19 protein-coding genes are annotated in these 17,572 nt (G+C 56.4%); 9 read left to right on the top strand and 10 right to left on the bottom strand.

From position 1 onward, the window contains the following. Position 1: 1 nt before the first annotated feature. The 4 genes from ACT3XD_RS06950 to ACT3XD_RS06965 are packed head-to-tail and all read left to right on the top strand — an operon-like array spanning position 2 to position 3,879. Positions 2 to 994 carry an iron-siderophore ABC transporter substrate-binding protein gene (locus tag ACT3XD_RS06950; protein ID WP_192537576.1) on the top strand — a complete coding sequence of 331 codons (993 nt, stop codon included), beginning with the start codon at positions 2 to 4 and terminating at the stop codon, positions 992 to 994. Then, positions 954 to 2,042: a FecCD family ABC transporter permease gene (locus ACT3XD_RS06955; protein ID WP_192537577.1), complete on the top strand. Its 1,089-nt coding sequence runs from the start codon at positions 954 to 956 to the stop codon at positions 2,040 to 2,042. The genes ACT3XD_RS06950 and ACT3XD_RS06955 overlap by 41 nt, the downstream gene beginning before the upstream one ends. Continuing rightward, entirely contained in the window at positions 2,039 to 3,082 is a 1,044-nt protein-coding gene (locus ACT3XD_RS06960; protein ID WP_192537578.1) for a FecCD family ABC transporter permease, read from the top strand. Before ACT3XD_RS06955 ends, ACT3XD_RS06960 begins: the two co-directional genes overlap by 4 nt. After that, a complete protein-coding gene (locus tag ACT3XD_RS06965; protein WP_192537579.1) occupies positions 3,079 to 3,879 on the top strand; it encodes an ABC transporter ATP-binding protein in 801 nt (266 codons plus the stop codon). Before ACT3XD_RS06960 ends, ACT3XD_RS06965 begins: the two co-directional genes overlap by 4 nt. A 92-nt stretch (positions 3,880 to 3,971) precedes the next feature. Here the strand turns inward: ACT3XD_RS06965 and ACT3XD_RS06970 are convergent, their stop codons facing one another. The 4 genes from ACT3XD_RS06970 to ACT3XD_RS06985 are packed head-to-tail and all read right to left on the bottom strand — an operon-like array spanning position 3,972 to position 7,976. Then, positions 3,972 to 5,147, bottom strand: coding sequence for a mandelate racemase/muconate lactonizing enzyme family protein (locus tag ACT3XD_RS06970; RefSeq protein WP_192537580.1), 1,176 nt, complete (start codon positions 5,145 to 5,147; stop codon positions 3,972 to 3,974). Positions 5,148 to 5,164: 17 nt separating this feature from the next. Beyond that, complete coding sequence (locus ACT3XD_RS06975) at positions 5,165 to 6,436, bottom strand: TRAP transporter large permease (RefSeq protein ID WP_192537581.1); 1,272 nt, start codon at positions 6,434 to 6,436, stop codon at positions 5,165 to 5,167. Next, complete coding sequence (locus tag ACT3XD_RS06980) at positions 6,433 to 7,011, bottom strand: TRAP transporter small permease (protein WP_192537582.1); 579 nt, start codon at positions 7,009 to 7,011, stop codon at positions 6,433 to 6,435. Before ACT3XD_RS06980 ends, ACT3XD_RS06975 begins: the two co-directional genes overlap by 4 nt. Then, positions 7,011 to 7,976: a sialic acid TRAP transporter substrate-binding protein SiaP gene (locus tag ACT3XD_RS06985; protein WP_192537583.1), complete on the bottom strand. Its 966-nt coding sequence runs from the start codon at positions 7,974 to 7,976 to the stop codon at positions 7,011 to 7,013. Before ACT3XD_RS06985 ends, ACT3XD_RS06980 begins: the two co-directional genes overlap by 1 nt. A gap of 145 nt (positions 7,977 to 8,121) precedes the next feature. Between ACT3XD_RS06985 and ACT3XD_RS06990 the strand changes: the two genes are divergently transcribed. Further along, positions 8,122 to 8,817: a FadR/GntR family transcriptional regulator gene (locus ACT3XD_RS06990; RefSeq protein WP_192537584.1), complete on the top strand. Its 696-nt coding sequence runs from the start codon at positions 8,122 to 8,124 to the stop codon at positions 8,815 to 8,817. A 250-nt stretch (positions 8,818 to 9,067) separates the two neighbouring features. Here ACT3XD_RS06990 and ACT3XD_RS06995 read toward each other — a convergent pair whose 3' ends face one another. The 3 genes from ACT3XD_RS06995 to ACT3XD_RS07005 are packed head-to-tail and all read right to left on the bottom strand — an operon-like array spanning position 9,068 to position 11,876. Then, complete coding sequence (locus tag ACT3XD_RS06995; RefSeq protein ID WP_192537585.1) at positions 9,068 to 10,441, bottom strand: amidase; 1,374 nt, start codon at positions 10,439 to 10,441, stop codon at positions 9,068 to 9,070. Then, positions 10,435 to 10,650: a hypothetical protein gene (locus tag ACT3XD_RS07000; protein WP_192537586.1), complete on the bottom strand. Its 216-nt coding sequence runs from the start codon at positions 10,648 to 10,650 to the stop codon at positions 10,435 to 10,437. Before ACT3XD_RS07000 ends, ACT3XD_RS06995 begins: the two co-directional genes overlap by 7 nt. After that, complete coding sequence (locus ACT3XD_RS07005; protein WP_225736096.1) at positions 10,647 to 11,876, bottom strand: MFS transporter; 1,230 nt, start codon at positions 11,874 to 11,876, stop codon at positions 10,647 to 10,649. Before ACT3XD_RS07005 ends, ACT3XD_RS07000 begins: the two co-directional genes overlap by 4 nt. A gap of 121 nt (positions 11,877 to 11,997) precedes the next feature. Between ACT3XD_RS07005 and ACT3XD_RS07010 the strand changes: the two genes are divergently transcribed. Then, positions 11,998 to 12,561, top strand: coding sequence for a TetR/AcrR family transcriptional regulator (locus ACT3XD_RS07010; RefSeq protein WP_192537587.1), 564 nt, complete (start codon positions 11,998 to 12,000; stop codon positions 12,559 to 12,561). Between the two features lie 57 nt (positions 12,562 to 12,618). Here ACT3XD_RS07010 and ACT3XD_RS07015 read toward each other — a convergent pair whose 3' ends face one another. The 3 genes from ACT3XD_RS07015 to ACT3XD_RS07025 all read right to left on the bottom strand — a co-directional run bounded on the left by ACT3XD_RS07015 (position 12,619) and on the right by ACT3XD_RS07025 (position 16,134). Next, positions 12,619 to 13,818 carry a Bcr/CflA family efflux MFS transporter gene (locus ACT3XD_RS07015; protein ID WP_192537588.1) on the bottom strand — a complete coding sequence of 400 codons (1,200 nt, stop codon included), beginning with the start codon at positions 13,816 to 13,818 and terminating at the stop codon, positions 12,619 to 12,621. 107 nt (positions 13,819 to 13,925) lie between these two features. Continuing rightward, positions 13,926 to 15,086 carry an FMN-dependent L-lactate dehydrogenase LldD gene (gene lldD, locus ACT3XD_RS07020; RefSeq protein WP_018917968.1) on the bottom strand — a complete coding sequence of 387 codons (1,161 nt, stop codon included), beginning with the start codon at positions 15,084 to 15,086 and terminating at the stop codon, positions 13,926 to 13,928. A 124-nt stretch (positions 15,087 to 15,210) separates the two neighbouring features. Continuing rightward, positions 15,211 to 16,134 (bottom strand): LysR family transcriptional regulator, encoded by a 924-nt coding sequence (locus tag ACT3XD_RS07025; protein WP_192537589.1) that lies wholly within the window; start codon positions 16,132 to 16,134, stop codon positions 15,211 to 15,213. 140 nt (positions 16,135 to 16,274) lie between these two features. Here ACT3XD_RS07025 and ACT3XD_RS07030 point away from each other — a divergent pair, with 140 nt between their 5' ends. The 3 genes from ACT3XD_RS07030 to ACT3XD_RS07040 all read left to right on the top strand — a co-directional run bounded on the left by ACT3XD_RS07030 (position 16,275) and on the right by ACT3XD_RS07040 (position 17,516). Beyond that, positions 16,275 to 16,667 carry a RidA family protein gene (locus ACT3XD_RS07030; protein ID WP_192537590.1) on the top strand — a complete coding sequence of 131 codons (393 nt, stop codon included), beginning with the start codon at positions 16,275 to 16,277 and terminating at the stop codon, positions 16,665 to 16,667. Positions 16,668 to 16,773: 106 nt separating this feature from the next. Next, complete coding sequence (locus ACT3XD_RS07035; RefSeq protein WP_192537591.1) at positions 16,774 to 16,989, top strand: hypervirulence associated TUDOR domain-containing protein; 216 nt, start codon at positions 16,774 to 16,776, stop codon at positions 16,987 to 16,989. 14 nt (positions 16,990 to 17,003) lie between these two features. Next, the gene (locus tag ACT3XD_RS07040; protein WP_018917972.1) at positions 17,004 to 17,516 is read left to right on the top strand and encodes a cupin domain-containing protein; all 513 of its coding nucleotides are present in this window, start codon (positions 17,004 to 17,006) and stop codon (positions 17,514 to 17,516) included. The last annotated feature ends 56 nt before the right edge of the window (positions 17,517 to 17,572 follow it).

Raw genomic sequence — 17,572 nt, forward strand, 5'->3', positions numbered from 1 at the left:
AATGACCTGGTTACGTAACCGCAAAACGCTCGGCTTGGCAGCTCTTGCCACCCTTACGCTTGCCTCAACGCTGGCAAGCGCACAGCAATACCCGCTTGAAATCGAACATGCCCTGGGCACGACGGTACTTCAGGAAAAACCCGAACGGATCGCGACGGTAGCCTGGGCCAACCACGAGGTGCCGCTGGCGCTTGGCGTGGTACCGGTGGGCTTTGCTGCCGCCAACTTTGGCGCCCCCAACGGCGATGGCCTGCTTCCCTGGGTCGATGCCAAACTTGAAGAACTCGAAGTATCACCCCCGGCGCTCTTCGATGAAGGCGACGGCATTGATTTTGAAGCCGTGGCTGCCAGCCAGCCGGATGTCATCCTTGCCGCGTACTCAGGCCTTAGCCAGGCGGACTATACCACCCTGAGCCAGATTGCCCCGGTAGTCGCCTACTCCGAAGGGCCCTGGGCGACGGACTGGCGCGATATGATCCGTCTCAATAGTGCAGGCATGGGCATGAGCGATGAAGGCCAGGCGCTGATCGAGCGCCTTGATGCACAGATTGCCGATACCGCCGCGAACCACCCCGAGCTTGCCGGAAAAACGGCCATGTTCGTTACCCACCTTGACCCCACCAATTTGGGCCGCATCTCGTTCTATACCGACAACGATGCGCGGGTGCGATTTTTCCATGATCTCGGGCTGACCTCGCCTGAGGTAGTCAAACAGAACTCGGCCCCCGGAAAATTCTCGGGCGAAATCAGCTCAGAGCTGATCGATGAGCTTAATGATGTGGATATTCTCGTGACCTATGGCGGGCAGGCGCTGATTGACCAGCTCGAAGCCCACCCGCTGACCTCCCGGCTTCCGGTGGTTGAGCGCGGCGCCATCGTGTTGCTCGACAATAGCCCGCTGGGTACCGCGGCCAACCCTACTCCGATGTCGATTTCATGGTTGTTAGACGATTATGCTGACCTGCTCTCAGAAGCCGCCCACCACGCAGAGTAGCGGTGTTACAGCGCCTCACCTCAGGCCAGCCACTCGCACCACTCAATCGCGTAAAAAGCTGAGCACGCGCTTTGCGGGTGGCCTACTGCTGCTAGCGTTGCTTGCCCTTGCGTTAATGCTTTCCGTAGCGTTCGGTGCCCGCGAAGTTGGCTGGCCAGAGATTATTGCAGCGCTCAGCGGACAAGTTGACACCATTGGCGACGCCGCAGTGGCCAGCCGTTTGCCGCGTACTCTGCTGGCAGTGCTTGCTGGTGCCGCGCTGGGCGTATCGGGTGGCGTTATGCAGGGCCTTACGCGTAACCCGCTCGCAGACCCCGGCCTTTTAGGCGTGAATGCCGGGGCGGCGTTGGCGATTGTGATCGGCATCGCCTGGTTTGGGATCGATGAAACCACCGCCTATATTTGGACGGCCATTCTGGGGGCCGGGCTTGCCGCCGTGGCGGTTTACGCGATAGCAAGCCTCGCCCGTGGTGGCGCCACGCCCCTTAGGCTGGCGCTTGCCGGAGCCGCTACCACGGCGGCATTAAGCTCGCTTGCCACCGCCGTTATATTGCCACGTGGCGATATTGGCGGGCTGGTGCAGTCCTGGCTGGTAGGCGGTGTCGGCGGCGCCACCTATGAACAAATCACGCCCGTGCTGCCCTTTTTGGCTGCTGGTTTTGTAATCACCCTACTGGCCGCGCGTAAGCTCAACCTGCTGGCGCTGGGCGACGATACCGCCGCCGGGCTGGGCGAAAAAGTCGCCGTCGCCCGGGCCATGTCGGCGGTGGGCGCAGTACTGCTGTGTGGCCCTATCACCGCGATATGTGGCCCGATTGGTTTTGTGGGTTTAGTCGTGCCGCACGCCTGCCGACTGCTGGTCGGGGGCGATTACCGCTGGTTGTTGCCGTTCTCCGCCTTGGCAGGCGCTGTTCTGTTAACGCTTTCAGATGTATTTGGCCGACTGGTGGCGCACCCTTCCGAACTTGATGTGGGTATCGTCACCGCTTTTATTGGCGCGCCCGTGTTTATCTGGATCGTACGCAACCGCAAAGTAGGCTCCCTATGAACCGCCTGACGCTTCAACCAGCCGCCAGGTTCAGCCAAATGCGCCGGGTGCAAGCCAGACAGCGCGTGCGTATGCTGGCGATTTTAGGGGCTATCCTGCTAGCCGGTGTAATGTTGACCCTAACGCTGGGGCAGTCATTCACACCACTTACAACGGTGCTACGCATTCTCGGTGGTGCCGAGGTGCCCGGCGCAGGTTTTACCGTGCGTGAGTTACGCTTGCCACGCGCGGTTATCTCAATACTTACCGGCGCCTGTTTCGGCCTGGGGGGTATCGCCTTTCAAACCATGCTGCGCAACCCACTCGCCAGCCCCGATATTATTGGCATCAGCACCGGGGCGAGCACCGGCGCCGTGTTCGCTATCGTGGTGTTTTCCATGAGCGGCCCAGCCGTATCTGTCGTGGCAATTGTTGCCGGGCTAGGCGTTGCGCTGTTGATCTATATGCTTTCCTGGCGGCAAGGCGTCACCGGCGGGCGGCTGATCTTGATCGGGATCGGGCTCGCCGCGATGCTGCAAAGCGTTACCGCTTATCTGCTGATGCGCGCCCCCAGCTGGACGCTACAAGAAGCGCTGCGTTGGATTACCGGCAGCGTAAACGGTGCCCAGCTTGATCAGGCGCTGCCGTTGTTGATCGCCCTGCTGCTGTTCGGCGGGCTGCTGTTAAGCCGCAGCCGCGATCTTGAAACCCTGCGCATGGGGGATGATATCGCGGCGGGGTTGGGCGTTCGCTTAGCCACCACGCGTATTACCATTGTGATCTCGGCCGTGGCGCTGGTCGCCTTTGCCACGGCCGTTTCAGGCCCGATCGCTTTTGTGGCGTTTCTATCCGGCCCTATTGCGTCACGCCTGATGGCGCATCGCGGCTCGCTGCTGATACCTTCTGCGCTGGTAGGCGCCCTGCTCGTTCTACTGGGCGACTATGCGGGCCAGTTCTTGTTACCCGCCCGCTATCCGGTCGGCATTGTGACCGGCGTATTAGGCGCACCCTATCTGGTTTATCTGATACTTCGCGACAACAAAAGCAGAGGCACCCTATGAGCGCTTCGTCGCTACTCGCCCAGAGCCTGGTTGCAGGCTATGGCGAACGTACCATACTCAATGACGTCAGCCTGACGGTTCAAGCCGGGAAAACGACCGCCATTGTGGGCGCCAACGCCTGTGGAAAATCGACCCTTCTGCGCGTGCTCTCGCGGCTGCTTACTCCTGAACAAGGCGAGGTGCTACTCGATGGCAATGCCATTCACCGACTACCCACCCGCCGTTTAGCGCAGCAGCTGGGCTTTCTACCCCAATCTCCCATCGCGCCAGAAGGCATTACCGTGCTTGAACTGGTGAGCAGAGGCCGCCACCCGCACCAAGGGCTTTTCAAGCGGTGGAGTGCTGCCGACGAAGCCGCCGTGGCAGACGCCTTGAGTGCTACCCATATGACTGCTCTGGCCGAATGCGCGGTGGACGAACTCTCCGGCGGGCAGCGCCAGCGGGTATGGATCGCCATGGCGCTGGCCCAGCAAACCGACGTACTGCTGCTGGATGAACCCACCACCTTTCTGGATATCAACCACCAGATCGAAGTGCTCGACCTGCTTACCGACTTAAACCAGACCCGTGGCACAACGATTGTGATGGTGCTTCATGAGCTCAACCTGGCCGCCCGCTACGCCGATAGACTGGTCGCCATGGCGGGCGGCAACATCTACGCGGTTGGCGAACCGGAAGAAGTATTTACCGAACAGATGGTCCGTGATGTATTTGGCCTGGAAAGCCGAGTCATCGACGACCCGGTAACCGGCAAACCGATGATGATACCGCTGGGGCGGCATGGAGCGTGTAAATAAAGCAATACCCCTCTTTTGCAGCTAAAGAGGGGTATTTAATGTAGTGGCTGGCCTGAACAGGCGGGTAGAACATTACCCGCCTGACTCAACTCTTAGCAATCGATCTTGAGTGCTTTCAACCGCTCATTGTCGATTTCTATCCCCAGCCCCGGTAATTCAGATAAGGCCAGGCGGCCCTGAGAAAGCGTTAGCGGCTCCGTCAGAAGCGCTTCACGCAGCGGGTTGTCTGCCGACACGTCGAACTCAACCCAGGTCGGGGTGTGGGCTCGGTCCGGGTGCGGCTGCGGCGGGATCGCGGCCGCGAAATGCGCCGCCGCCATAATCCCAACGGCACTTCCCCAGACGTGAGGCGAGATTCTTAACCCGTTGAGATGGGCCATATCAGCGATGCGCAGTGCCTCTACATAGCCACCACACAGGTTGAGGTCCGGCATTAGAACGTCAACGCCTCCCGTGGCGGCCAACTCACGAAACTCCACTGCATTGACCGACGCCTCGCCCGCTGCAATGCGGCCTGCACGGCGAGCTGCAAGGCGGCGAAAACCGGGAAGATCCTCCGGCGCTACCGGCTCCTCAATCCAATAAGGACGCAGCGGTGTCAAAGCAGCCATCGACTCCAGCGCGATATCCGCCGTGTAGGCACCGTTAATATCCGCCATGATCGCTACATCATCACCCAGAATTTGGCGGGCACTCTGCATCCGCTCAAGGTCACTTTTGACGCCATGACCGATTTTAATCTTGTAGCCTTCAAACTGTCCGGCAACGCGTTCGAGCTGCGCTTCCAATGGCAGTGCCGCGGGCTCATGGAAATAGCCGCCAGACGCATACACCTGCACCGACTCTTGCTCTTCCCCGCCCAATAATCGGTAGATCGGTAGTCCCAGCAGTTTGCCCAAGGCATCGTGTAGGGCGATATCCAAACCACTAACGGCAGCAGCAAGCTGGCTTTGGGCACGTACGTGATAAAGCACGTTCGTCATACGCCGCCAGATCACTCGATGATCAAACGCGCTTTTGCCCACGTAAGCCTCGCGAAGGATATCCAGGTAGGCAAGTGTGGTCTTTGGCGGGCCATAGCATTCGCCAATACCTATAATACCCGCCGATAGACGCACGAAAACGAGAGTTGCCATTCGCGCATGGCCGATTTCCCGAGCGCTTCCATAGCCCCCGTCCGCCGGTAGATAGCTACCGATGGGCACCATATCAATCGCCTCTATAACAGCATCCTGGGCAACCGAGCGGTTATTTTGCAGATGGTTCATACGACTAAATCTCCAGACTAAATCAGGCTAGGCAGCCATAGCGTCAAAGCAGGAATAAACGTGATCAACAGCAGTGACACCAGAAGCGCCGCGATGAAGGGAAGCGTTGCCTTTACCGCACGGGGGAATGAGATATCGGCGACGCGAGCCAGAATGAAAAGCACTAGCCCAACCGGGGGCGTGAGTAGACCAATCATCAGGTTCAGCACCATAATGATGCCGAACTGAACGGGGTCGACGCCCGCTTGAATAGCCAGTGGCAGCAGCACGGGTGTCAGGATGGTGATGGCTGCAACCGTCTCCATAAAGCAGCCGACCACTAACAAAATCAGATTGATCAGTATCAGAATAACGATAGGATTATCGGCTACCGTCATCACCGCTTCTGCGAACGCAGCAGGAACGCCTTCACGCGTCAAAATCCAGGCAAAGATCGAAGAGGCGGCAACGATAAGCAGCACCACAGAAGTCATTTCCACCGTTTCGCGAAAGACGGTGATGATCTGACGCCAACCTGCGCTGCGATAAACCAGCGTTGCCAATACCAATACATAGGCCACGGCCGCAATAGCGCTCTCGGTTGGGGTAAAAATCCCCAGCACGATACCGCCTACGATAATGACGGGGATAAGCAGCGAAAGCGCTGCATGTATAAACGTAGAAAGCAGACGGCGTAGCGAGAAGCGCTCGCCAATCGGATAGCCACGCCGATGAGAGATCACTGCGACCATCGCCATCAGCATCGCCGCAATCAGTAAGCCAGGCACAATGCCGGCAATGAACAGCTGGCCAATGGATGCAGACGCCACAACCCCATAGACCACAAGCGGAAGCGACGGCGGAATAATCGGCCCGACTGTCGAGGAAGCCCCGGTAATTCCCACGGCAAAATCAACATCGTAGCCTTTATCGCGCATTGCCTTGATCTCAACGGCACCCAAGCCACCAGCATCAGCGATTGCCGCACCCGACATACCCGCAAATATCACCGAGGCGCCTACGTTAACGTGCCCCAGGCCACCGCGCGTCCACCCCACCATCGCATCGGCGAAGCGGAAGATTCGCTCGGTTACCCCGCAGACATTCATCAAGTTGCCTGCCAGGATGAAAAAAGGCACAGCGAGTAGCGGAAAGCTATCGACACCACCCACCATGCGCTGAATCAGAATAATATCCGGGATCCGGCCAGAGGCCAGTAGATAAACCAGCGATGACCCAGCCAACGCTACCGCGACCGGCGCACCGATCAATAGCAGACACGCCAACGCTACGAAAAGCAGAATGATCATTTCTCCTCCTTGCCTCGCCAGAAAGCAATGCCCTGGCGGGCCAAACGAAATGCCATCGCCGCGCAGGCTACGGCAACCACGGTATAAAGCCAGCCTTTCGAGATCGGCAGCGTACTCATGCTGGAATGCCAAACCCTTTGGCCGACCTGCCATGCAAGCCATGCCACGTAGCCAAAAAATGCTGCGCTAAGCAGGTTATTGAATCCTCGCAGCCAACGCTTCGCCTTATCCGGCAAGATGAGCTCAAGGATTTCCACGTAAATATGGCCACGTCGGGAAGCAGCGCCCGCCGCGCCAATGAACACCAGCAGCACCAATAGCATGCGGGCGCCCTCTTCAGTCCAGCCGATGGAGTGGTTAAATACATAGCGCGACAAAAACTGCGCAAAAACCACGCCACCCAGCAGCACCAGAACCCCTAGTGCCACATGATCTTCAAACACCCATTTGGGCGGCGGACTATCCGCGCAGACGCCAAGCGGTTGCTCAAGATCACTCCCGGCCACGCTCTCGCGGCCGGGTTGTGCTGACATCGCCGCTACTTCACCACGGTGATCGCCTTTATCCCCCATCATTACTCAATCGCCTCCAAACGCTGGTATTGATCAACGGTCCAACCGGCGTTCTCATCGGTCAGTTTCGGCCTTACCATTTCAGCGAAGGGTTCGCGGTCTACCTCATGCACTTGCGTTCCCTGCTCCTGGAACCAAGGCACCAAGTCTTGCTCTTGCTGGTGGATATCCAGGCTGCCCTGCTCGGCAGCTTCGCTGAAAACGTCCTGGAATAGCGCCTGATCCTCGGCGGAGAGCTGTGACCAAGCGCTACCGTTCATAATGATCGGCTGGCTATCAAAGATATGCCCGGTCAACGAAATATCGGACTGTACTTCATCAAACTTCATCGCCTGGATGATGGGCAAAGGGTTCTCCTGGCCATCAACCACACCTTGCTGAAGCGCCAGGTAGACTTCCGAAAAGGCGATTGGCGTAGGGTTGGCCCCCACCGCTCTGGGGAACATCAGTAACAGCGGAGCATCCGGCACACGAATTTTCATGCCCTGCATATCATCTGGGGTAAGGATCGGCTTATTGGCGGTGACGTGGCGCTGGCCGAAATAGATCAAACCAAGCGGTACATGCCCGGTAGTATCTTCATACCCCTCGGCAAGTTCCTGGAAAAGGTCGCTTTTTGAATAAGCCATCCAGTGATCAAAGTCTCGGAAAACGAAAGGCGCACTACCCAGCGCAATCGGCGGATAAGCATTCCCCGCGAATGCATTACCGGTATAAATGATGTCTACCGTCCCCAGGTCGAGGCCTTCGTTAAGCTCAACCTCATTACCTAGCTGGGATGAAGGAAAAACCTCAATACTGTGCCGCCCCTCGCTGCGCTTTTCGATTTCCTCAGCCGCCCATAGCGCCCATTTATGATGACTATGGCTTGCCTCATAGATATGACCAAACACAAAGTCATTAGCTTGAGCTAAAGGTGCTAACGACAACGCAAGAAGAAAAGTTGTTAGTTGATGACGTGCTCGCATTATTAACTCCTTATTAGTTTTCAACCCGCCCTTGACAGTACACTCCGGCTAAACAAATTTATCAATTTGTTTGTTGTGAGCTTAGAAAAATGGAAATATGGCTTTGTTTTAAAAGTAGAATAAATAAAATAAGGAGTTATTAAACGTGACAACAAAGACTAAGGTAGAAAAGACTAAAGACTTACATGAGGACATGCGAAGCTGGATTCTTCGCGGCCAATATCTTCGCGGTTCGCGGTTACCCACAGAGGCTGAGCTATCGAGCCGCTATGAGTTAAGTCGCAGCGCGGTAAGGGAAGTTGTTGCGCAACTGAAAGCTGAAGGCCTTGTAGCATCCCGCCAAGGTTCTGGACTTTTTGTCGTCGCAAGACCCACTACAGCACTTGATGCACCAAATTTTGTTAACAACTTTAGCGACATGATTGCGCTGTTTGATTTCCGAATGTTAATTGAAACTGAGTCGGCGGCTTTAGCTGCATCAAAACGTAGCGAAAGTGATATTGAGCGTATTGAAGCCAAGAGCCGCAATTTACAAGAAGTCTTTCGAAATGGCGGACAAGGCACTCAGGAGGATTTTGATTTCCATCTACAAATTGCTAAAACATCGGGTAATAAGTTTCTTCTTAGCTCCATATTAGCCCTACAAACTGGGGTGATTTTTTCTGCCAAACTAGGCCAAAAAACATCGGATTTACCCAGGTTTCTTCAGTCCAAACAGGTCACCCAGGAGCACGCTGCGATCATTGAGGCTATTCGTGCGGCTGATGAAACGCAGGCAAGAACGTCCATGCAGCGCCATATCGAAGCTTCACTTTCGCGCATTTTGCATGGCCAGCCGTAAGCGCAATATCTTTGCGCTTGGAAAACCGCGTCATCGACGACCCGGTAACCGGAAAACCGATGATGATACCGTTGGGACGGCATGGGGCATGCAAGCGTAAGCATGCATTTACTGCTGATATGGAGACACAGGCCTGAAGAAGATGTGGATGTGCTTGGCCGTTCTGTACAACCTGGTGCTTAAGGCAACTATCAAGCAATCCTTGGTAGCAGCCTTAACGTCACACCCCTTTATCGAAACTTAATGCCTGTTAAATGGGGGAAAGAGGCTGCTCAATGGCACGCCCAACCTGTAGCACTTTGGCGTCATCAAATGCCTTGCCCATAATCTGGACGCCTACGGGCAGCCCTTGATGATCCTTACCAAATGGCACCGTCAGTGCGGGTAGTCCTGTCACATTGGCGGGTGCGCATAAGCGCACATACGCTTCGGAGACACTCTCTTGGCTGCCGTCTTCCCAATCAAACGTATCCTGCTCCAAGCTTGCTGCTGTCTGGGGCACGGTGGGTGTCAGCAGAACGTCGATCTCTGAAAACAGGGAACACCAGCGCTTAGCGATGAGGCCTCGGGCACGCTGCGCCTTCAGATAAACGCCTGCTGGCAGCAGTTGTCCGGCTTCGAGCAAGGTGCGTACATCATCACCGTATAGCGATGCTGATTGGCGTATGTCCTTGGCGTGTACGGTTGCTGCCTCGGCCACCATCAGGCCCCACTGAGCCGGAATAAGGTAGTCAGCCAGCGGAATATCCACCTCCACCAGCACGGCGCCCTGTTGTTCCAGATGTGCTGCCGCACGCCTAACAGCCGCAGCGACTGGCTCCGCAACGTGGTCAAAATAATAGTTACGTGGGATACCAACACGCAGCCCATGCACACTCGACTGTGCGTTGATATCGAAAGAGGCAGGAGGAGTACGGCTAGCAGGGTCGCGCGCATCAAAGCCCATCACTGCCTGCAATAACAGGCCAACATCCTCTACCGTGCGCGCCATAGGGCCCGCATGATCGAGCGACCAGGCCAGGGGCATAGTGCCGTGGCGAGAAACCAAGCCATACGTCGGCTTGAATCCGACCAGCCCGCAAAGTGCTGCGGGCACCCGAATCGAGCCACCGGTATCGGTCCCCATGGCTGCCCAGGCTCCGCCGTAAGCAACCGCTGCTGCAGCCCCCCCACTAGAGCCCCCCGGCGTACGCTGTGGATCAAGCGGATTGCGCGTTTGTGGTGTGGTCAGGCCGAAAGCGAACTCATGCGTATGTGTCTTGCCCAGGATTATGGCTCCGCCACGCAGCAAGGCATCCGTTACCGCGCTGTTGGCCTCTGCCCGATGACCGTCCCGAACACGGGAGCTGGCAGTGGTGGGGTGGCCAGCAATATCGAACAGGTCTTTCAGTGCGACAGGAATTCCATGCAGCGGCCCACGATAACGGCCATGTTGAATGTCTCGCTCGGCCTTAAGTGCCTGCTGACGGGCGGCTTTTTCCCATACAGATACAAAAGCGTTGATCTCGAGCTCTCGCTCACCAATACGCGCCAAGGCTGCATCCACCAATTCTACTGGCGATAGTTCGCGTGCCGCGATGGCGGCACTGGCTTGGGCCAGTGTCAGGTTTAATGGGTTTAGCATGGTTTGTTCCCCTGGCTAGCATCAAAGGCAAATGAAGGAGTGCATGATTCATCGATAGGTAATTCGTCAAGCCGGGCAATGACCGTGTGTATGTGATGCAGCACATCAGCAATCATTGGCGCACGTTCAGAGTCCAGGGGCAGCCCCAGGCTGGTAGCTAGAGCCAGAGTTTCCTCGGCGGACATAGGAGAGACATTTTGAACAGTCATGCTTGATTTCCTTTCTTTATTGAAGTGCGCGCTTGCATAAGCAGCAGGATAATGGCGAGCAAGGCCAGTGCAGTGATCACCGCACCATAGATATTGACCGCAGCCAGCAAGCCGGCCTTCTGAGCCAGGAAGCCGACAGCCATCGTGGGCACGCTATGAGCCAGATAACTTTCGATATAAAACACGCCCATCAGCGCAGCACGTTCATGGGGCTCGGCCAACGGCAGAACACTGCGCACAGCCCCGAGAAAGCTCGCGCCAAACCCGAACCCCGCAATGACCGACCCGACCAACAGCAAGACAGCGTTTCCCTGGTTAGCCCCGACCAAAATGACGACCAGTCCTGCGACCAAAGCAAGTTCACCAGACAAGAGGGTTGTAAAAGAACGCAACTTGCGAGCCGCCAGAACCGCTGTGGCGCCGGTGAGCGTTAGTGCTGCGACGACAAACCCACCCAGCCATGGCGTGTTTACATGCGTAACGTCAACGACCAGCGATGGCATAAGCGATAGATAAAAACCACCTAGCATCCACACTGCCATGTTCGCAGGGGTGACAGATAACAAAGCCTTGCGCGCTTGCGGCGGCACGGTAAGGCGTGGTTTCAGGCTTGCCCATGCCCCCGGGCGATTCGCCGCCGTCTCCGGCGCCAACCAAATCAAGCCCAGCAACACCAGAAAAATAGCCAGCAGTAACACGTACACCATGTGCAGCGGATCAGGCGCCAATACAACCAACGAGGTACTGCCTAGCGCACCGGCTGCCATGCCAAGCAGCGGTGAGATGCTGTTGATCACAGCTCCCCGCTCCCGACCAACATCGAGTATCGCCGCACCAACTGCCGCAGTAGCCATACCAGTGGCAAAGCCCTGCAGAGCGCGCGCACCAATCAGCCAACTCGGCCCGGCCGCACACAAAAAGCCCACCATAGCGATGATCTGTAGCGACAACGCCAAGGTAATAACCGGGCGTCGGCCAATATGATCTGAAAGCCTCCCCGTCACCAGCAGTGCCAAAAGCAGTGCCAGTGCGTAAGCGGCAAAAACCACCGTCAACAGTGTTGCGCTAAAGCTCCACTGCTGCTGATAAAGCTGATACAGGGGGGTAGGCGCACTCGATGCTGCCAAAAAGGCAATCATTGTCGCGGTGTGCAGGAAAACAGAACGGGAGGAAGACAGATTCCAGTTCGAGGAACGGCGGAGGGGAGCAGAATCGTTGATGGACATGATCTCTCTCAAAAGGCAAAATATTAGCTTTAAAGAGCATAATCTCAATAAATCACTAACGCAAATATTTTGCTTTAGTGATTTATTGCACCGTACCGACGAATAGGCACTGAAGGAGCACATGATCAACAAACCCACCCCCCGTCCAGGTGGCCGCAGCGCTCGTATTCAGGCTGCCGTTCATCAAGCCGTTCGAGAGCTGCAACAAGAGCAAGGCCGGGCCGGGCTTACGGTGCCCGCTATCGCCACACGCGCTGAAGTCACCCCCTCGACGATCTACCGTCGCTGGGGTGATCTTGCCCAGTTACTGGCCGACGTTGCCGTCGAGCAACTACAGCCAGAGCAGCCGCCAGCCGATACGGGAAGTTTGCGTAGCGACTTATTAGCCTGGCTTGTTGAGTACTTTGAGGAAATGTCATCAGCCCCAGGGCGGGCGATGCTCCGCGATGTTCTAGGCACAGAAGGCCATACCAGCGCAGGTAAATGTGATGGCTTCTTGCGTCAGCAGATCGAAGTAATCAACGAACGCGGCCTCGCCAGAGGAGAGCAGCCGATAGATATAGAACTGGTCACCCAAATAGTAGTGGCGCCTCTGATGTACCGCATACTGTTTGCCAACGAAACACCGACTGAGCAGGCCATAGAAGCACTTTTCGAACAATTAGTAAGCTCAACAGATGCTTAATAAAAAAGCCCCGTGTTCTGGATAACACGGGGCTTTTGGCAAGGGGTGCTGTTGGGCTCAAGACGCCTCGACTGCGGCACGCCCTTTAATGATCGAGCGGACAAGCAGCAGATACGCCACCGAACCACAGGCGGCCATGGCCAGAACGACCGCTTCAAGCGTATGCGGCAGCACGGCGGATAGCGCGCTTAATATCCCGGCGATACCAAACTGGGCCGCCCCCAAAAGCGCTGCAGCCGTGCCACCGCTGGTAGGAAAGAACTCCAAAAAGCAGGCTTGAATATTGGGTGAGATTGCCCCTACCGTGCCGATGGTCAGCATCATGGCGGCCAGGAAGGCATACATTGACCAGTCCATGAAGGCAGCCATCACCAGCAATAATATGCCGACCGCCTGGCAGCCCGTTGCCAACTGAAGAATGCGAAACGACGGCAATCTGGAAAGCAGTATCCGATTAATTATATTGAAGATAAGCATGGCGACGATGTTAGCCGCAAACAGCATCGAAAAACTCGAAGGCGACTGCTCGAAGTGTCCCTGATAGATAAAGGAAGCGTAGGTGATGAACATCATCAGGGTAGAAAAAGACGCGGCCTGCCAGGCAATGAACGGCAGTGCTGGCTTGGTAGATAGCACAAGCTTGTAACGCGCCAGCAGGCTCATCTGCGGGCTTTTGGCGCGTGACACCTTACCCTTGCCGGAAAACAGTACTCGCACCAGCAACGGCACCAGCAGCACCGCGTATGCCGCCAAGGCGAAGAAGATATAGTGCCAGGAGCCTAGCGCTAGAATCGCGCTGCCCACACTCGGCGCAATCCCCGGCGCCAGCACCATGATAAAGCCCATCATCGAAAACAGTTTCGCGGCGTCGCGGCCCGCCACCCGGTCGCGCACCAGCGCCGGTACCGACACCAAGGTCAAACCCGCGCCAATCGCCTGAATGGCCCGCCCGCCCAGCAAGGTGTTCAAGGAATCCGCCATGCCGATGGCAATGCTTGAGATCGCAAAAATCGCCAGCCCACTCATCAGCACCCGCTGGCGTCCGAAGCGGTCTGAAAGCGCACCGCCAATTAACTGACCCAACGCCATCGCGAACACGTATACCGATACGCTCAGCGATACCGCCTGCTGAGAAATCCCCAGCGATTCGCCGATGACCGGGAAAGCCGGTAGATACGTATCCATGGAAAACGGGCCCAGCATCATGGTCAATGCCAGGCTCAGCACCACAATGAAGGGCGTTTTAGATTGGGTCATGAGAGCTCGCGATAAATGGCGTAATGATGAACATCCTCAGCGATATGATACCGATTGATGCCATTATCAGCCAATATTCGCCAATTTAATGGCGCTGCAACCGCGCGCTACTCGCTCATTTTCAGCTCTTTGACCACGGCATCAAGATGACGAGAGTTGATTTCAGCAGGTGAGTTGGCGCCAATCAGCGTCATGGTGACGCGCATGTCAGCGGCGATCAGGTCGAGCAGATGAGAAACGCCCTGTTCACCTCTTGCCGCCAGTGCGTAAGCGTAAGCCCGCCCCAGCAGCACGCCTTTCGCGCCGAGCGCCAGCATTCTCACTACATCAAGCCCAGAGCGGATACCGGAGTCTGCCAGTACCGTCAGCTCATCGCCCACGGCTTCGGCAATATGCGGCAACGCCTGGGCGGTGGAAATGGCCCCATCCAGCTGGCGCCCGCCATGGTTGGAAACCACGATGCCATCAGCCCCCATGCGCACCGCGTCTCGCGCATCTTCCTTGTCCAGCAGCCCTTTTATGATCAGCTTGCCCTTCCAGCTATCGCGAATCCATTCAAGCTCGCTCCAGCTAATCGAAGGGTCGAAGTTTTTGGCCAGAAACCCCATGTAGTCGTCCATGTTCATCTGGCGTCCGGTATACGCCTCGATATTACCGAACGACAGCGGCTTGCCCTTGAGTCCCACATCGAACGCCCACTGCGGGTGGGTGATTGCCTGAGCGTACTGGCGCAGCTTGGCATTGGGGCCCGACATACCCGAGCGACGGTCGCGATAACGCGAGCCCGGCAGCGGCATATCCACGGTAAACACCAGTGTTTTCATGCCCGCTTCCCAGGCGCGATCCAGGGCGTTTTTCATAAAGCCGCGATCTTTCAATACGTAAAGCTGCGACCAAAGCTCGCCGTGGGCATTTTTCGCCACTTCCTCAATCGAACACACCGACACCGTGGAAAGCGTGTAGGGAACCCCGGCTTTCTCGGCTGCACGCGCGGCCTGTACCTCACCACGCCGGGCGTACATTCCCGTTGCCCCGATAGGTGCCAACCCCAACGGCATTTTCCAACGGTTGCCAAACAGCTCGGTTTCAAGCGATGGTGTGCCACCACCCTGCAGTACGCGTTGACGCAGAGGAATCGCCTGTAGCGCCTCCACGTTATTGCGCAGCGTGCTTTCGGTCACCGAGCCACCATCAAGGTAATCGAACAGAAAACGAGGGATACGCTGCTTGGCAGCCTGCCGGTAATCAGAAGGGCTTGAAATGATCATGAATTCGCCTTAACTCGACACGGGAAACGGAGAAGTGACCGTACACTTGAAACCTTAATGCTAACCCCAGCTAGCGTACCAAGTAAAGCCGCGTCTAGAGCGATTCGCGCCCCTGAACTTTAGTCTATGAGCGGTTTTGTTCATGCCCAGACTCGTGCTCAGCCATTAGTGCAACTACCCAATCAATGAACACACGCAGCTTGGCGCTTACATGACGGTTGGGCGGAAACGCGATAAACATTGGCATGGGATTAAGGTGCCACTCCTCAAGCAAAGGCACCAGCTCACCCCGTGCGACGTGTTCCCTGGCCATGTAATCAGGTAGCAAAATCGCACCAAGCCCCGCCAAACCTGCCGCTAGCCCCGCATTGCCATCATCGACTGTAATCCTATGGCGTCCCTGGATGCTAACACTCTCTGCTTCGCGGCGAAGGGTATAGAGAGAAGCCAAACCGGCACGCCACTTGAAGCTAACGATGTAATGAGGCGGAGCGGATAACGCTCGCGGATGCGACGGTACCCCCGCCTTTTGTAAATAGCTGGGGGCGGCGTAAACCCCCATCCTCAGCTCCCCTACCCGACGCGCCACCAAAGATAAATCGGTAAGTTCTCCGCCGCGCACCACGCAATCCACGCTTTCATCAATCAAATCCACCATGCGATCGCTTACCCCCATATCGAGCTGAATATCGGGATACTGCGCGTAAAAAGCCGGTAGTGCCGGTATCAAAATCATTCGCGCAAACGGGCTGGGCACATCGACCCTAAGCCGTCCGCGAGGCGAAACCACCGCATTGGAGAGGCTGGTTTCAGCATCATCCATATCGGCTAACAGTTTTATAACGCGCGCGTAGTAGGCCGCGCCATCTGCCGTCGCATTAACTTTGCGTGTGGTGCGGTTGAGAAGTTTTACCCGCAGCCGTGCCTCCAACTGCTGCACCAGCTGGGTCACGCTGGTTTTACTGATATGCAGCGTTTCAGCGGCCTTGGTAAAACTGCCCGTCTCGACGACCCGAGCAAATGCCTGCATTGCATTGAAACGGTCCATTACAGCGATACCGCCTTGTGATTGTTTGGAAAGTGCGAACAGTGTTGATCAGGATTCTCCGTTTATCCAGCTTGAAGGCAGGCCTAGAGTAGGTTCACCCAACGGACAGACCTGCATTGAACGACTGATGGAGAAAATATATGGCAAAGCGTGACGTAGTTTATCCCCAAGGCCGACAGGCTCTTTATGACAAGAATGCCTATTCTGCAGCCGTCCGCTCGGGCGACTTGTTATTTGTATCGGGCCAGGTGGGTAGCCGTGAAGATGGCTCGCCTGAGCCTGACTTCGCCGCACAGGTTCAGCTTGCCTTCGACAACTTGCAGAGCGTGCTGGACGCCGCGGGCGCAAGCTTTGACGATATCGTCGATGTCACAAGCTTCCATACAGACCCTGAAACTCAATTCGCTACCGTGCTGGAAGCCAAGACCCGCGCGTTCCCAGATAAACCCTACCCAAACTGGACGGCGGTCGGCGTAAACTGGCTGGCAGGCTTCGATTTTGAAATCAAAGTGATTGCGAGGCTACCCAAGTAACCCAGAAGGTTCGCTTGTTTTGCAACAGCAGTGGTGAAGCCCGACATTGCAGAAACCCGAAAAACGAACAATGCTTGAACAGTGTTTGTAGTAAAGGAGTTTTGCAATGGCGGACTTCAAGCAGCGCGAGTGGGTGAAATGGAAATGGGCAGACAGCTGGGCCGAAGGCCAAGTGACCCGGAAATTTCAGGAAGAAGTAACCCGCAAACTGCAGGGCAGCGAGGTAACTCGCAAAGGTAGCGAGAAGAACCCCGCGTACTTAATCAAGCAAGAGAACGGCAGCAGAGTCTTAAAACTTCATACTGAGCTTAAGAAGGCATAGGCAAGGAGGCCACAGTGCGCATCCCACAGCCCGAAATACTCCATTTTGACAGCGATGAAACGAGCGGCTATCCCAATTCCCCCCTGCCTGTACTGATTTACCGCGAGGTTCTTGACCTCAGCAGTGCAGATGAGCGGGCCGATGCTTTTGAAAGCATGTTCAAGCAGCACGGCTGGCCGCCAGCGTGGCGTTACTATCTATATGATTTTGACCACTTCCACTCCACCGCCCACGAGGCGCTAGGCATTTTTCAGGGTCAGGCAAGAGCCCGACTGGGCGGTCCCAATGGCCGAGAAACAGTGCTTTATCCAGGCGATGTTCTGGTGCTGCCCGCCGGGGTTGGGCATGCCTGCGTAGAGGCTGACGACGATTTCTGCATGGTCGGCGCCTACCCACCAGGACAAGACCCGGAGAACGAGCGCGGCGACCCGGCCGAGCTTGCAGCGGCACAAGCGCGAGTGGCTTCCGTCACCATTCCAGACACTGCTCCGGTGGGCGGCCCGCTCAAGCCAATGTGGGAACAGTAACCATAGACGCGGCCAATCAAGCCCGCTAGACGACTGGTCTAATTAGGCGTAAGCTA

The sequence above is a fragment of the Halomonas sp. AOP7-B1-5 genome (assembly GCF_052353045.1).
Lineage (GTDB): Bacteria > Pseudomonadota > Gammaproteobacteria > Pseudomonadales > Halomonadaceae > Vreelandella > Vreelandella colorata.